We start from the raw sequence: 14,392 nt of genomic DNA on the forward strand, positions 1-14,392 counted from the left end.
GCATCGGCTCAGGGTTTGCGCACGCCGTCGATGCGGATCCAGTCGTCCTGCCGGGCCACGCGCAGGGCGTCGAACCATTCGCCGTAGCGCGCCAGCAGCTCGGGTTCCTGCCCGGCGAGGATGCCCGACAGCGCGATGCGACCGCCGGCACGCGTGCGCTGCGCGAGCAGCGGCGCGAGCGCGTCGAGCGCGACGGCGAGGATGTTCGCCACCACCACGTCGTACAACGCCGGCGATTCCTCGTGCGGCAGGAAGGCCGAGAGGCGTGCGCCGACATCGTTGCGTTCGGCGTTGTCGTGTGTCGCGATCAGGGCCTGCGGGTCGTTGTCGATGCCGACGGCGCGCGCGGCGCCGAGCTTGAGCGCGGCGATGGCGAGGATGCCCGACCCGCAGCCGAAATCGAGCACGGTGGTGCCGGCGAGCGCTTGCGCATCGAGCCATGCCAGGCACAGCGCGGTGGTGGGGTGCGTGCCGGTGCCGAAGGCAAGGCCCGGATCGAGCCGGACGATGGCGGCGTCGGGCGTTCTCGCGGCGGCGGGCAGGTCCTGGTTCCACGGCACGATGAAGGTGCGCGCGCCGAACTGCATCGGGCGGAACTGGTCCATCCAGGCACGTTCCCAGTCTTCGTCGGCCACCTCGCGGAAGGCGGCGCCGGTGAGATCGAGTTCGGCATCGATGGCTTCGAGCGCGACCAGCACGAGTTCGGGCGAGGTCCCGTGCGCAAACAGCGCGGTCAGCGTCATCGCGCGCCACAGCGGCTGCTCGCCGACGCCGGGTTCGAAGATGGCCTGCTCGTCGGGCTCGTCGGCGTTGGCGTCCATCAGCGTGACCGACAGCGCACCGATGTCTTCGAGTGCGAGTTCCAGGCGCGGTTGCGCGGATTCGGTGCAGGGGAGGGTGAGTTCGAGGTAGGGCATGTATCCATTCCGGTGCGCGGCATCAGGCCGCGTTCAATTCCCGCAACCGAGTCGCGGGGCATTATTCCCGCGACCTCCACCACGCCGTCATCCCGGCGCAGGCCGGGATCCAGTGACTCTTCTCGGTGTTGCGTTGATCGAACAGCAAGTCAGAGCAAACCGAGCAACGTCACTGGATCCCGGCGTGCGCCGGGATGACGGGTGAACGATGTCGCCGACTCACTGTTTCGTCGTTACGCGCCGCGGTCGCTCACTTGATGGTCAGGAACGTGCAAAGGCTCCAACCGACGCGCCAACAGGACAAAGGACACGTCCGGAGTCGGTTTGACCCGGTTCGCCGACAACAGGTCCGGAATCATCGCGGCCAATCGTTCCACCAGCGCCTCGACGGTTTTTGCTTCGGTGGCGAGTCCGGGCACGTCACTCGACTCGGCAACCCAAACACACGCAACGCGATCCCAGGCGGCGTGAATCATCAGCGGCGCCATCACCCCAACCCGATCGCCGCATCCTTGTGGTCCTTCAGCCGCTTCTCGAGGTAGTGGATGTTCATCCCCCCGCTCTGGAACCCGGCGTCGGCCATGATGCGCTGCTGCAGCGGGATGTTGGTCTTGATCCCGTCGACCACCATCTCCGACAGCGCCACGCGCATGCGGGCGATCGCCTGCTCGCGCGTGGCGCCGTGCACGATCAGCTTGCCGATCATCGAATCGTAGTTCGGCGGCACGCGGTAGCCTTCGTAGATGTGGCTGTCCACGCGCACGCCGGGGCCGCCGGGCGGGTGGTAGTGCCTGATCAGGCCGGGCGAGGGCAGGAAGGTGTCCGGATCCTCCGCGTTCACGCGGCACTCGATGGCATGGCCGCGCAGCACGATGTCGTCCTGCGTGATGGAGAGCTTCTCGCCGCCGGCGATCAGCAGCTGCTCGCGCACGAGGTCGACGCCGGTGATGCGCTCGGTCACCGGATGCTCGACCTGGATGCGCGTGTTCATCTCGATGAAGTAGAACCGGCCGTCCTCGAACAGGAATTCGAAGGTGCCCGCGCCGCGGTAGCCGATGCGGATGCAGGCGTCGACGCAGACCTTGCCGATCTGCGCGCGCAGCTGCGGCGTGATGCCCGGCGCCGGCGCTTCCTCCACCACCTTCTGGTGGCGGCGCTGCATCGAGCAGTCGCGCTCGCCCAGATGGATCGCGTTGCCCTGGCCGTCGGCCAGCACCTGGATCTCGATGTGACGGGGGTTCTCCAGGAATTTTTCCATGTAGACCTGGTCGTTGCCGAACGCGGCCTTGGCTTCCGCCTTGGTCGTCGTGATCGCGCTCATCAGCGCCATCTCGGTGTGCACCACGCGCATGCCGCGTCCGCCGCCGCCGCCGGCCGCCTTCACGATCACCGGATAGCCGATCTCGCGCGCGATGCGGGTGTTCTCGGTCACGTCGTCGCCAAGCGGACCGCCCGAGCCCGGCACGCAGGGCACGCCCGCGGCCTTCATCGCGCGGATCGCTTCCACCTTGTCGCCCATCAGCCGGATGGTGTCGGCGCGCGGGCCGATGAAGACGAAGCCGGACTTCTCCACGCGTTCGGCAAAATCGGCGTTCTCGGACAGGAACCCATAGCCCGGATGGATCGCCTGCGCATCCGTCACCTCGGCCGCGGCGATGATCGCCGGGATGTTGAGGTAGCTTTCGGGCGACGGCGCCGGGCCGATGCAGACCGATTCGTCCGCCATCGCCACGTGCTTGAGGTTGCGATCGACGGTGCTGTGCACCGCCACCGTCTTGATGCCCAGCGCATGGCACGCACGCAGGATGCGCAGCGCGATTTCGCCGCGGTTGGCGATGACGACCTTGTCCAGCATGATGGGAAGTCCTGTAGTTCTGCGGCGCGGGTCAGCGCGCGGTCATGGGCAGTCGGAACCAAACGCGGATCACCTGCACGCGCTGGGTGCCGACTTCGAACATGCCGATGCTGACCTGCATGTTGTCGGTGAATTGCGGATCGCTGCCGCTGCGTTCGCCCACGGCGCCTTCGGGCAGCAGCACGGTCTCGACGTTGATCACGTCGATGTTCTCCGACGCCACCCACTGCTGCGCGCGCGCGAGCACCGCGCTCATCGGCTCGATGCGGCGGGTCAGCGCGAAGGTGCGGGTTGCGTCTTGCGGCACGAAGTCGCGATAGGCGAACACGGTACGATCAACCGATCACGAACAGCGGTTCGTCGAATTCCACGGGCTGGCCGCTGGTGCCGAGGATGGCGACGACGGTGCCGCTGACGTCGGCCTCGATCGGGTTGAACATCTTCATCGCCTCGATGATGCCGAGGGTGTCGCCGGCCTTGACGCTCTGGCCCACCTTCACGAAGGCGGGCGCGTCGGGGTTGGGCGAGGCGTAGAAGGTGCCGACCATCGGCGAGCGCTGCACGTGGCCTTCGGGCAGGTCGCCGCGGCCGCCCGGGGCGTCGGAGGCGGCGGCGGGCGCCGCGGCCGGCGCGGCGGCACGCGGGGTGTCGGCGTGGACCGGGGCCTGGGCGTAGACCATCTGCGGGGCGCCGTGGCCGCCGCGCGAGAGGCGCACCGACTCCTCGCCCTCCTTGATCTCGATCTCGGTGAGGTTCGACTCTTCGAGCAGATCGATGAGCTTCTTGATCTTGCGCAGGTCCATGGTGGCTTCCTTCGTCGGATGCGCGTTCCTCGGCGGGAACGTCGGGTGTGAGCGGGGTATGTGGGCGGGTCAGTGCGTTTCGGCGGTCAGGCGTTTCATCGCCATGTCGAGCGCGAAGCGGTAGCCGTCGGCGCCGAAACCGCAGACCACGCCGACCGCGATGTCGGAAAAGTACGAGACGTGACGGAACGGTTCGCGCGCGTGCGGGTTGGACAGGTGCACCTCGTAGAACGGAATCCCGACGGCGGCGAAGGCATCGCGCAGCGCGACGCTGGTGTGGGTGTAGCCGCCGGGGTTGATCACCATGGCGCCGGTGCCGTCCAGGCGCGCGGCCTGCACGCGGTCGATCAGCACGTGTTCGGCGTTGGCCTGGAGGCAGTCGAGCGTGTGCCCGGCGGCACGCGCCTGGGCGCGCAGGGAGGCGTCAATCTGGTCGAGCGTGGTGTGGCCGTAGATGGCCGGCTCACGCATGCCGAGCAGGTTGAGATTGGGTCCGTGCAGGACGAGCAGCTTGGCCAACGGGCACCTCCGCAAGGCCGCGAAGTGTGGCGGCGGGAGGCAGGCTTGTCCAGCCGTTCGCGGTGGGATCGGCGACGTTCGGCGATTTAATCGGGTGTTTGAAAATTTCGTGCGGTTCGGGGGGCACCCCCTTCCGCCTGCCGGCACCTTCCCCCGCAAGCGGGAGAAGGGATGTTTCGATTCGGGCATGGATACTCGTGGGCGTCGCCGAACCACGGAGCTTCATCGAGGGAGTCCTTCTCCCGCACCGCGGGGGAAGGTGCCGGCAGGCGGAAGGGGGGTGCACGCTCGGCGCGGCACGCAGGCGATCCCGCACTCAAGCCAGGAGCAACGCCGCCAACCCCAGAAACACCCCCATGCTGCTGATGTCGGTAATGGTGCTCAGGAAGATGCCCGATGCCGTCGCCGGATCGGCGCCCATGCGCCGCATCACGATCGGGATCGTTGCGCCCGCGATGCCCGACAGTGCGCAGCACAGAGCCATCGCCGCCGTCGTGACCGCGCCCAGCCAGACCGGGTCGGCCACGGTCTGGCCGCGCGAGGCGAAGTACATGCCCACGCCCGCGACGACGCCGGTGACCAGCCCGTTCAACAGCCCCAGCCAGGCCTCCTTGCCGACCAGCCGCAGCTTGGACATGCCGCGCAACTCGCCGAGCGTCATGCCGCGCAGGGTCACCGCGAGCGATTGCGCGCCGAGGTTGCCGCATTGCCCGGCAAGCACCGGCAGGAAGGTCGCGAGCACCACCAGCTGGTTGATCGTGCTTTCGAAGAATCCGACCACGGCCGCCGCGAGGAACACCGTCAGCAGGTTGATCAGCAGCCACGGATGGCGGAAGCGGAAACTGCGCGACCAGGGTGTCGCGAGGCGCTCTTCCTTCTCCACGCCCACCATCGAGCCCGCCTGCGCGGAGATTTCGAAGGCCTGCTGTTCGAACAGGGTCTGGCCCTTGACCACGCCCAGCAGGTGGCCGGCGTCGTCGCACACCGGGTACACCGGATAGTGGCGCTTCACGACTTCGCGCATCGCATCGACGAACGGTTGCTGCGGCCGCAGCGAGAACGGCTCGCGCAGCATGATCTGGTCCAGCGTCTGGTTCGGATCGGCAAACACCAGTTCGCGGAACGCCACCACGCCCACCAGCCGGCCGGCGGGCTCGATGACGAACACGTACGTCACCATGCGCTGCTTGACGATTTCGCGCAGCGCCTCGATCACGCTGCCGACGCTCGCGCCGGTGGCGAACACCGCCGGCGGACGCTCCATCAGACGGCCGACCGTGTTTTCCGCAAAGGTGTGGCCGACCAGCCACAGTGGTTCGAGCCCGAACGGCGTTGCCCTGGCGATGCGCTCGCGCCGCTCCGGCGCGAACTCCTCGAGGATCTCGACCGCGTGGCCGATGTGCAGGCGCGCCAGCAGCGCGGCGATCGCGGCATCGTCGCGCGGCGCCAGCAGTTCGGCGGCGCTTTTGGGATCGAGCCGGTTCACGCGGGACAGCAGCGGATCGGCAGGTTCCAGCGGGGCAGCGGTGGACATCGTGCCGGCGTCCTCTCGGGTGGATGGCGAATTTACCCGATGTGGCCGATCCCGCACATGCCGACCGGCGCTCGTCGAGATGTCGCATGCCGCGGCGGCACGGCGTTGACCGGATCTCTGTCCATCGCGAGGTCTCCGTCATGCCCATGTGCACCCGCGTCACCGCGGCCGCCCTGCTTTGTCTTGCCGCAGCATCCGTGGGCGCCGGCGTCATTTCGCCGGTCAATCCGTGGACGGTGGGAACCGGGATCGAATGCGAATTCGGCAGCATCCAGTCGGCGCTCGACGCGGCCGCGAGTGCGCCCGGACCGCAGACGATCCGGGTCACCCGCCTGCTGACCTATACGAACCAGGCGCTGCTGGTGAACGATGTCGACAGCGTGGCGATCGAGGGCGGCTACGCCGGCTGCTTTTCCGCGCGCGATGGCGAGCGCACGGCGCTGGACGGAGGCACGTCGCAGCCGGCCGTGCGCGTGACGGGTCCGGGCAACGTCACGTTGCGGCAACTGGACATCGGCGTGCGCGGCGTGTCGCACACCGGGGCCGGCACGCTCGCGCTGGAAAACGTGCGGTTGCACGGCGTCAACGCGAGCGCCGCCGCGGTGTCGGTCACGGGCACAGGCGCGCTCTCGGTCGCGGAAAGCGTCATCGAAGGCAATGCCGGAGGCGGTGTGCTGTCGAACACGACCGGCGCCGTGTCCATCGCGCTGACAACGATCGCCGGACAGGGCGCATACGGGCTCCGGGTGCAGGAGAGCGGCGGCGTGCTGCTGGCCGGACTGCAGGTGATCGGCAACGGACTGGTCAACATCGACATGGCGGGAACGGGCGCCTTGCGCATCGTCGATTCGGTGGTCGAAGATGCGCAACGCGGCATCCAGCACGCCGGATCGGGGCGTCTCGACCTGACCGCCGTGCGTGTGGCGCACCACGGAACGGGTGCGAGTTGCGTCCCCGGCAACAGCGGTAACGGAGGCATGTCCATCGACGGCACCGGCGGCGACGCCGTGCTCGCCGAGGTGGAGATCGTCGACAACTGCGGCTTCCGCGGCGGTGGCCTGCGCGTTGCGGGGGACCGACTGGTGCGGATCCGCGACAGCCGCATCGCCGGCAACACCGCGACCGACGGCGGCGGCATCGCCATCGGCAGCAGCGACGAGACGGTCGGGCCGCGCGTGCACCTGGAGGCCGACGCGATCGTCGAAGACAACGCGGCGGAGTCCGGTGGCGGCATCCGTCTCGAACGGGCCGCTCTCGACATGACGCAGGCGCCGCGTCACGCGATCCGCAACAACAGCGCGACGCGCGAAGGCGGCGGGATGCTGGTGATCGACGGCACGGTCGCGATCGGGTCCGGCCAGCCCGGTGGCAGCATCGCCGGAAACCATGCGGAGACCGGCGGTGGCGGCGTGTATCTGTCCGGGCGATCCGATCTGCGTCTCTACACCACCGATGGCGCGGTGCCGGCGGGCATCGTCGGCAACAGCGTGGGGGGGAACGCGCTGGGCGGCGGCATTTCCGCCTATCCCTACGGCGGCAGCATCCGGATCTTCGTCTTCGACGCGCGCATCGTGGACAACGATGCGCCGGTCGGCGGCGGCGTCACCATGGTGGCATTCGGGTCCGGGACGGGCGCCGCGTTCTGCATGGGCACCGCGCGCCGTGCCGGTGGCGCTTGCGCGGATTTCGACGGCGGCGACCTCCCGCCGGACGCACGCGCCTGCGCCGATCCGGCCCAATGCAATCTGATCGCGGGCAACCGCGGCGAAGGTGTGTTCGGCGGCGCGGCGCTGTTCCGTGCCGCAGACAACACGGCCGACCCGGTACCGATGCGCATCGTCGGTGCGCGTGTGGTCGGGAATGTCGGGCGCTCGGTGCTGACCTCGATGCCCGCCGACGCCGTGAGCGGTCCGCCGGACGGCAACGTCGAGATCCTCGACAGCATCCTCGCCGGCAACACGGCCACCAACGCGCTGCTCGACAGTGCGCCGCCCGGCGTCGTCAACTTCCCGCCCGATGCCGCATTCGCGATGGGACCGGTCCGCATCGAACGCAGCACCATCGCCGGCAACGGCATCGGCACCGACTACGTGATCGGCAAGCGCCTCGATCTGCACGTGATCGAAAGCATCGTGTACCAGCCGTTCCTGTCGGTGCACGCAGGCAATGCCGCCGGTATCGACGCGCGCAGCGTGATCGTCGAGAACGGCGCGGGCCTGCCGGTGCGCGCCGACATCGTGCGTGCCGATCCGCTGCTGACCGACGCCGCGAACGGCGACGTGCGCCCGCTGCCCGGCTCGCCCGCGCTCGATTTCTCCGACCTGGGCAGCGGCGGCTTCGATGTGGACGGGATCCCGCGCGGCCAGGACGCGCCCGGGGCCCCGACGCGCTTCGGCCTGCGCGATCTGGGCGCGCACGAACTCGGTGCCGCGCGGCTGTTCGCCGACGATTTCGAAGGAAACTGAATCGATGCGCGCGGCGGCGCGGCGGCACCGGTCCGGCGTACACTCGGGCCCGATCCCGGCCGCGAAGCCCGCCAGTGATGTCGACCGATCTCGACGCGTCGTTGCCCGATGCCGCACCGGCGTCCGCCGACGCCCTGTTCGCGCTGGTCTACGACCGGCTCAAGGCGATGGCCGGCCAGCGCCTGGGCGCGCGCGGCCGCGGCCGCACGCTCGACACCACCGAGCTCGTGCACGAGCTGTATCTGCGCGTGGGCCGCGGCCGCGACATGGAGTTCTCGCACCCGGCGAAGTTCTTCGCCTACGCCGCGCGCGCGATGCGGCATCTGCTCGCCGATCGCGCGCGCGACCGGCTGCGGCTCAAGGCCGGCGGCGACTGGCTGCGCGTCACGCTGCCCGACGACGGCGGCGAGCTTGCCGTGGCGAGCGCCGAACAGGCGCTGGCGCTGGACAGCGCCATCGCCGCGCTCGCCGCGGTCGATGCGCGCGCGGCGCAGGTGGTGGAGCTGCGCTATTTCGCCGGGCTGTCGCTGCAGCAGATCGCCGACGCCTTCGATCTCGCGCGCCGCACCGTGGACCGCGACTGGCAGTTCGCGCGCGCGTTCCTCAAGACCGAACTGCGCGGCTAGCGCCACGCCCGTGTCGCGCGCGCGTCCCGTCCGGCGTTCATCGGAGCACGTTTCCCGGCTCCGGTCCCGTCCATGCACCGCATCATCCGCGACGCTCTCGCCGTTCCGCCACGCCAACCGCGCCTGCGCGCGGCGGACATCGGCCCGGCCACGCCCCCGCCGCCCGTCCGCGCGGACGTCCGCGTGCCGCCGGGGCCGCCGCTTGTCCCGCCGCAACGCCAATGACCGGTGACGCCCGCCCGCTCGATCCGACCCTGCGCGTTCTGTTCGAGGGCGCACTCGAGCAGCCGCCGCCGATGCGCGCCGCATGGCTGGCGGCGCACTGCGCCGACGCCGGTGTCCGCGCCCGCGTCGAACGGATGCTGGACTGGGCCACGCACAGCACCGGCGAGGCCTTGCCGCTGGCCCGGCTCGAAGAACTCGCCGACGCGATCGGCGTGCCGGCGCCGCCGCCGGGCACGCGCATCGGCCCGTTCGAACTGCTCGACACCCTGGGCGAAGGAGGCTACGCGACGGTCTTCCGCGCCGTGCGCGAGAGTGCGGGCGTGCGCCAGCACGTGGCGCTGAAGCTGCTGCGCCACGGCGTCTACACCGCACACGCGCAGCGCCAGTTCCGGCACGAACGGCAGGCGCTCGCGCACCTGCGGCATCCGAACATCGCGCGCCTGATTGAAGGCGGCGTGACCGACACCGGGCTCGCCTACATCGCGCTGGAACTGGTCGACGGCGTGCCGATCACGCAGTACGCGCGCGAGCGCCGCCTGGATCTGCGCGCGCGCCTGACGCTGATGCTGCAGGTGTGCCGGGCGGTGGAGGCGGCGCACCAGGCCCTGATCGTGCACCGCGACCTGAAGCCGTCCAACGTGCTGGTCACCGCCGACGGCCGCGTGCAGCTGCTCGACTTCGGCATCGCGAAGCTGCTGGCGGCCGACGACGAAACGCAGACACGCGCTCCCGGCTTCACTCCGGCCTACGCCGCGCCCGAACAACGCCGCAACGAGGCGATCACCACGGCCACCGACGTCTACTCGCTCGGCGTGCTGCTCGGCGAACTGGCCACCGGCCAGCGCCTCAACGACGGCAGCCGCAGCACGCCCTCGGCGCACGTGTCGCAGACCACCGAACCGGGCGTGCTGCCGGCGCCGCCGCGCATCACCCGGCGCCAGCTGCGCGGCGACCTCGACAACATCGTGCTCAAGGCCATCGAAGCCGAGCCTGCACGGCGTTACGCCACGGCGGGCGCGCTGGCCGACGACATCGAGCGCCACCTCGCCGGACGCCCGGTGGCGGCGCATCCGCCGTCGCGCATCTACCGCGCGCGCAAGTTCGTGGCGCGGCACAAGGGCGGCGTCGCGAGCACCATCGCGTTCACGCTGGCGGTGTTCGCCGCGCTCGGCATCGCGCTGTGGCAGGCGGGCGTCGCACGCAGCCAGGTACAGCGCGCGGGCGAAGTGCAGGCGTTCGTCGAAGCGCTGTTCGAACCGCTGGAAACCGGCAACCAGACCGACAGCAGTCCGAGCGTGCGCGATCTGGTGCAGCGCGGCCTCGAACGCCTCGACGGGCGGCATCCACACGATGTGCGCGTGCGCGCCGACCTGCTCGGACTGTTCGCCCGCATCAACGACGGCATGGGCGAAGCCAGCAGCAATCTCGACCTCGCGCACGACGCGTGGCAGGCCAACGCACAGGCCTTCGGCCACGACGACGTGCGCACGCTGCGCGCGCAGGTGCTGTACGGCATCGTGCTGCGCAAGGTCGGACGCTTCGACGACGCACTGCAGACCCTCGCCGCCGCGCGCGACGCGATGCAGGCGCGCGGCATCGCGGGCCTGGACTACGCCCGCGCGCTCGACGCGCATGCCAACGCGCGCATGGAGAAGGCACGCATTCCGGACGAGGAAGCGATCGCGATCCGCCGCGAATCGCTGCGCGTGCGCGAGGCCGATCCCGCGGCCACGCCCGACGACATCGCGGTCGCCTGGAACAACCTCGGCGGCGTGCTGGAGGGCGCGCGACGCTACGAGGAAGCGGCCGACGCCTTCCACCGCGCCTACACCCTGCGCCACGACGCGCTCGGCGACAGTGTTCCCGCCGCATTGAGCCTGGCCAACGTCGGCAGCGTGTACACCTGGACCGGAGACTGGCGCAAATCGCTCGCGATCATGGAGCAGGCGCGCGCCATGTACGAACGCGCCGGCACCGTGCGTCACCCGCACCTTGCCGCACTGCTCGTGCGCATGTGCGACCTGTACACGCTGCTGCAGCAGCTCGATGCCGCGCACCGGGCCTGCGATGCGGGCAGCGCGATGACGCTGGCGGCGATGGGGCCGGACCACAACCACCACGGCATGGTGTCCATCCGGCGCGCGCTGCTCGCGCTCGCGCGCGGCGACGATGCAGCCGCGGCGCAGCATTTTGTCGACGCGCGTGCGCACTACGCGCGCATCGGTGGCACACCGGATGCGCAGAAGTCCCGCGTCGACCTGCACGAGGCCGCGCGCTGGCGCCTGCTTCGGCAATACGTGCCGCTGCGGGACGCGTTGCGCGATGCGCTGCAGCGCCCGGGCAGCGCCGCGCATCCGGCCGCACCCGCGCTCTACGCCTGGCTCGCGCTGGCGTGCGCGCACGCACCCGATCCGTCCTGCGGCGACACGCGCCGCGCCGACGCCGAACGCAGCGCCGCCGAGGCCCGGTACGCGCACTCGCCGCACCTGCTCGCGGCACAGACGGCGCTGGCCGAACTCGACCTGCGCGACGGCGATGCGCCACGTGCAGTCGGTCGCCTGGAGCGCGCGCTTGCCGACACCGCGGCCGATGCCACCTTGCCGCCCGACCACGCCTGGATCGGCGAAGCCTTGCTGCTGCTGGCGCAGGCTCACACGCAGGCGGGCGACGACGCGCTGGCAGCCGCGGCCCACGCGCAAGCGCAGGACATCCTCGCGGCGCTGCCGGCAGGGCATGCGTTGCGTGCAAGCGTCCGCGGCACGGACGCCGGTGCGGTCGCGACGCCCTGACGTGCGCTGATGCGGTCGCTGCGCGAGCGATTCAGGCGCGCGTTGCAAGTCACCCAGCGCGCATCGGCCTCGCGCGCAGCACCAGCGCCACGCCGCCGAGGATGGCCGCGCCGCCGAGCAGCAGGCGCGCGTCGACCGGCTCGGCCAGCAGCGCCACGCCCGCCGCCGCGGTGAGCACCGGCACCAGCAACTGCAGCAGGCCGGCCTGCGTGGCACGAAGTCGCGGCAACACCGCGTACCACAGCGCGTAGCCGACGCCCGAGGCCAGCGCGCCGGACAGCACCGCGAGCAGCACGCCGTCGAGCGGCATCGCGCGCGGCGGCGGCGCGAGCACGAGCAGCAGCAATGCAAATGGTGCCGCACGCACGAAGTTCGCCGCCGTGTGCGCCAGCGGTGCCGCTGCGCCGCGGCCGAGCAGCGAGTACACGCCCCACGCAATGCCCGCGAGCAACATCGACGCCGCCGCCAGCAGCGGAACCGGCGTGCCGCCCACCGGCAGCTTCAGAAATACAAGGCCGCCGCACGCGAGCACCACCCCGCACCACTGCAACACGCGCAGGCGCTCGCCGTGCAGCAGGCCGGCCGCGATCATCGTCACCTGCACCGCACCGAACAGCAGCAACGCGCCGAGGCCTGCGTGCAGGCTCACGTACGCGTACGAAAACGCGACCGCGTAGACGAACAGCGCCGTGGCCCCGCGCCAGTCGCCGTGGACCAGCGGCGATTCGCGCCGCAGCAGCCACGTCAGCAGCACCAGCACGACGGCACCGGAGCCGATTCGCCACGCCACGAAGCTGGCCGGATCGATGGCCGTGTCCGACAACGCCATCCGGCACAGCACCGAGTTGGCCGCAAAGCCGGCGAGCGCCAACGCCACCAGCAATACGTCGCGCGGCCGAAGGCTCACGGCGGCACGCCGCGCGAAATGCGCATCAGACGCGCCGCGCCTTTGCGTCGCGCAGGATTTCGCGTGCGGCGTTCCTGCCGGGCAGGCCCGTGACCCCGCCGCCGGGGTGCGTGCCGGAGCCGCAGAGGTACAGGTTCTTCAAGGCGCCGCGGTAATTGCCCTGGCCGAGCAGCGGACGCGCGCTGAAGAGCTGATCGGGTCCGAGCGAGCCGTGGAAGATGTCGCCGCCGACAAGCCCGTATTCGCGTTCGAGGTCGAGCGGCGACAGCGCCTTGTAGCCGAGCACGCTGGCGGCGAAGTTCGGTGCCACCGTATTGACCGTGTCGATCATCAGTCGCGCCACGGTGTCGCGATGCGCGTCCCAGCCGCCGTCCACGTCCGGATGCACGTGCTGGCAGAACAGGCTGGCGACGTGCTGTCCCGGCGGCGCGAGCGTGTCGTCGAGCGTGGAGGAAATCACCAGTTCGACGATCGGTTTGCGCGCCCAGCCCGGATTGTGCTCCTTCGATTTCGCATCGAAGTAGGCGCGTTCGAAATAGTCGAGGCTGTGGCCGACGAGGATGCCGCTGCGATGGTGCGGCTGCAGCGCCGTGCCCGGCGCCGCGGTGAAATCCGGCAGCTCCGACAGCGCCACGTTCATGCGGAACGTTCCCGACCCGTTGCGGTAGCGGGACATGCGTTCGGCGGTGTCGTCGTCGAGATCGTTCCGCGCGATGAGCCGGGTGTAGAGCAGTTTCGGATTGACGTTGGACACCACGGCCCGGGCGTGGAACTCGCGCCCGTCCGCCAGCGCAACGCCCACGGCGCGGCCGTCGCGCACGAGCACGCGTTCGACCGCCGCGTCGGTGACCGTGGTCACGCCGCGCGCGGCGCACTCGGCCGCGATCGCCTGCGTGATCGCACCCATGCCGCCGATGGCGTGGCCCCACACGCCCTGCTTGCCGTTGACCTCGCCGAACACGTGATGCAGCAGCACGTAGGCCGAGCCCGGCGTGTACGGACTCGCGAAATTGCCGACCACCGAATCCCAGCCGAGCGCCGCTTTCAGCGGTTCGGATTCGAACCAGGCATCGAGCAGTTCGCCGGCGGATTTGGCGAACAGGTCGAGCAGGTCGCGGCGGCCGCGCATGTCCAGATGCTTCAGCTGCCTGGCCACATGCAGCGAGTTGAGCCAGTCGGCCAGCACGAAGCGGTCGGACACGTTCGGCGGCGTGCTGATCATCAGCACGCGCAGCACCTTCACCACGCGATCGAGCATCGCGTAGTACTGCGGCAGGCGTTCGGCATCGCGCGACGACAGCTTCGCAAGATCCGCCGCGCCGCCCTCGCCGCCGAGCCGAAAAAAGGATCCGTCGGGCAGCGGCAGGAAATTCGAGTACGGCCGCTCCACCACGCGCAGACCGTGCCGCACCAGATTGAGGTCGGCGATCACCTGCGGGTTGAGCAGACTGACGGTGTAGCTCGCAGTGGAGTTGCGGAAACCGGGGACGAATTCCTCCGTCACCGCCGCACCGCCGAGGATGCCGCGCCGTTCCAGCACGGTGACGGACAGGCCGGCCGCAGCAAGATACGCCGCGCAGACCAGGCCATTGTGGCCGCCGCCGATGATCAGGATGTCGGTGGATGTTCGATCGGACATGCGGGCCGTGGGCGGGTCGTGACGGAGCCGATGACTATAGGCCAGCGGTGGGGCGGGAGGAATCGGTGGATGCGCACGGGCGCACGTCCGCCATCTGGCGGATGCGCAGGCGG

General features: G+C 70.2%; 12 protein-coding genes. 3 read left to right on the forward strand and 9 right to left on the reverse strand.

Annotated elements, in window-relative coordinates; genetic code table 11:
• Positions 1 to 8 precede the first annotated feature (8 nt).
• From prmA to HNQ52_RS08515, 7 genes are all read right to left on the reverse strand, one after another.
• Positions 9 to 917: a 50S ribosomal protein L11 methyltransferase gene (prmA, locus tag HNQ52_RS08485; RefSeq protein ID WP_183960665.1), complete on the reverse strand. Its 909-nt coding sequence runs from the start codon at positions 915 to 917 to the stop codon at positions 9 to 11.
• Positions 918 to 1,150: 233 nt separating this feature from the next.
• Positions 1,151 to 1,405 (reverse strand): DUF1902 domain-containing protein, encoded by a 255-nt coding sequence (locus HNQ52_RS08490; RefSeq protein ID WP_183960666.1) that lies wholly within the window; start codon positions 1,403 to 1,405, stop codon positions 1,151 to 1,153.
• The gene (gene accC, locus HNQ52_RS08495) at positions 1,405 to 2,772 is read right to left on the reverse strand and encodes an acetyl-CoA carboxylase biotin carboxylase subunit (RefSeq protein ID WP_183960667.1); all 1,368 of its coding nucleotides are present in this window, start codon (positions 2,770 to 2,772) and stop codon (positions 1,405 to 1,407) included. The genes HNQ52_RS08490 and accC overlap by 1 nt, the downstream gene beginning before the upstream one ends.
• Before the next feature lie 31 nt (positions 2,773 to 2,803).
• Positions 2,804 to 3,100 carry a hypothetical protein gene (locus HNQ52_RS08500; RefSeq protein ID WP_221281980.1) on the reverse strand — a complete coding sequence of 99 codons (297 nt, stop codon included), beginning with the start codon at positions 3,098 to 3,100 and terminating at the stop codon, positions 2,804 to 2,806.
• A 7-nt stretch (positions 3,101 to 3,107) separates the two neighbouring features.
• Entirely contained in the window at positions 3,108 to 3,575 is a 468-nt protein-coding gene (gene accB, locus HNQ52_RS08505) for an acetyl-CoA carboxylase biotin carboxyl carrier protein (protein WP_183960669.1), read from the reverse strand.
• Between the two features lie 69 nt (positions 3,576 to 3,644).
• Entirely contained in the window at positions 3,645 to 4,094 is a 450-nt protein-coding gene (aroQ, locus tag HNQ52_RS08510; protein ID WP_183960670.1) for a type II 3-dehydroquinate dehydratase, read from the reverse strand.
• Positions 4,095 to 4,410: 316 nt separating this feature from the next.
• Positions 4,411 to 5,628 carry a magnesium transporter gene (locus HNQ52_RS08515; RefSeq protein ID WP_183960671.1) on the reverse strand — a complete coding sequence of 406 codons (1,218 nt, stop codon included), beginning with the start codon at positions 5,626 to 5,628 and terminating at the stop codon, positions 4,411 to 4,413.
• Between the two features lie 140 nt (positions 5,629 to 5,768).
• Between HNQ52_RS08515 and HNQ52_RS08520 the strand changes: the two genes are divergently transcribed.
• From HNQ52_RS08520 to HNQ52_RS08530, 3 genes are all read left to right on the forward strand, one after another.
• Positions 5,769 to 8,093 (forward strand): right-handed parallel beta-helix repeat-containing protein, encoded by a 2,325-nt coding sequence (locus tag HNQ52_RS08520; RefSeq protein WP_183960672.1) that lies wholly within the window; start codon positions 5,769 to 5,771, stop codon positions 8,091 to 8,093.
• A 77-nt stretch (positions 8,094 to 8,170) separates the two neighbouring features.
• Positions 8,171 to 8,719 carry an ECF-type sigma factor gene (locus tag HNQ52_RS08525; protein ID WP_183960673.1) on the forward strand — a complete coding sequence of 183 codons (549 nt, stop codon included), beginning with the start codon at positions 8,171 to 8,173 and terminating at the stop codon, positions 8,717 to 8,719.
• 221 nt (positions 8,720 to 8,940) lie between these two features.
• Positions 8,941 to 11,733, forward strand: a complete 2,793-nt coding sequence (locus tag HNQ52_RS08530; RefSeq protein WP_183960674.1) for a serine/threonine-protein kinase — start codon at positions 8,941 to 8,943, stop codon at positions 11,731 to 11,733.
• A 49-nt stretch (positions 11,734 to 11,782) separates the two neighbouring features.
• On the opposite strand, the gene HNQ52_RS08535 is transcribed toward HNQ52_RS08530, so the two are convergent.
• Both HNQ52_RS08535 and HNQ52_RS08540 read right to left on the reverse strand, forming a co-directional pair.
• Positions 11,783 to 12,640, reverse strand: a complete 858-nt coding sequence (locus tag HNQ52_RS08535) for an EamA family transporter (protein WP_221281981.1) — start codon at positions 12,638 to 12,640, stop codon at positions 11,783 to 11,785.
• A gap of 25 nt (positions 12,641 to 12,665) precedes the next feature.
• Positions 12,666 to 14,279 (reverse strand): phytoene desaturase family protein, encoded by a 1,614-nt coding sequence (locus HNQ52_RS08540; RefSeq protein ID WP_183960675.1) that lies wholly within the window; start codon positions 14,277 to 14,279, stop codon positions 12,666 to 12,668.
• Between the last annotated feature and the right edge of the window lie 113 nt (positions 14,280 to 14,392).

The organism is Chiayiivirga flava (assembly GCF_014202825.1).
GTDB classification, from domain to species: Bacteria; Pseudomonadota; Gammaproteobacteria; order Xanthomonadales; family Xanthomonadaceae; genus Chiayiivirga; species Chiayiivirga flava.

Coding starts and splice junctions, on each gene's coding strand:
- HNQ52_RS08515 (WP_183960671.1), bottom strand. CDS start 5,628: ATGTCCACCGCTGCCCCGCTGGAACCTGCCGATCCGCTGCTGTCCCGC.
- HNQ52_RS08530 (WP_183960674.1), top strand. CDS start 8,941: ATGACCGGTGACGCCCGCCCGCTCGATCCGACCCTGCGCGTTCTGTTC.
- HNQ52_RS08525 (WP_183960673.1), top strand. CDS start 8,171: ATGTCGACCGATCTCGACGCGTCGTTGCCCGATGCCGCACCGGCGTCC.
- HNQ52_RS08540 (WP_183960675.1), bottom strand. CDS start 14,279: ATGTCCGATCGAACATCCACCGACATCCTGATCATCGGCGGCGGCCAC.
- HNQ52_RS08490 (WP_183960666.1), bottom strand. CDS start 1,405: ATGGCGCCGCTGATGATTCACGCCGCCTGGGATCGCGTTGCGTGTGTT.
- HNQ52_RS08520 (WP_183960672.1), top strand. CDS start 5,769: ATGCCCATGTGCACCCGCGTCACCGCGGCCGCCCTGCTTTGTCTTGCC.
- prmA (WP_183960665.1), bottom strand. CDS start 917: ATGCCCTACCTCGAACTCACCCTCCCCTGCACCGAATCCGCGCAACCG.
- accB (WP_183960669.1), bottom strand. CDS start 3,575: ATGGACCTGCGCAAGATCAAGAAGCTCATCGATCTGCTCGAAGAGTCG.
- accC (WP_183960667.1), bottom strand. CDS start 2,772: ATGCTGGACAAGGTCGTCATCGCCAACCGCGGCGAAATCGCGCTGCGC.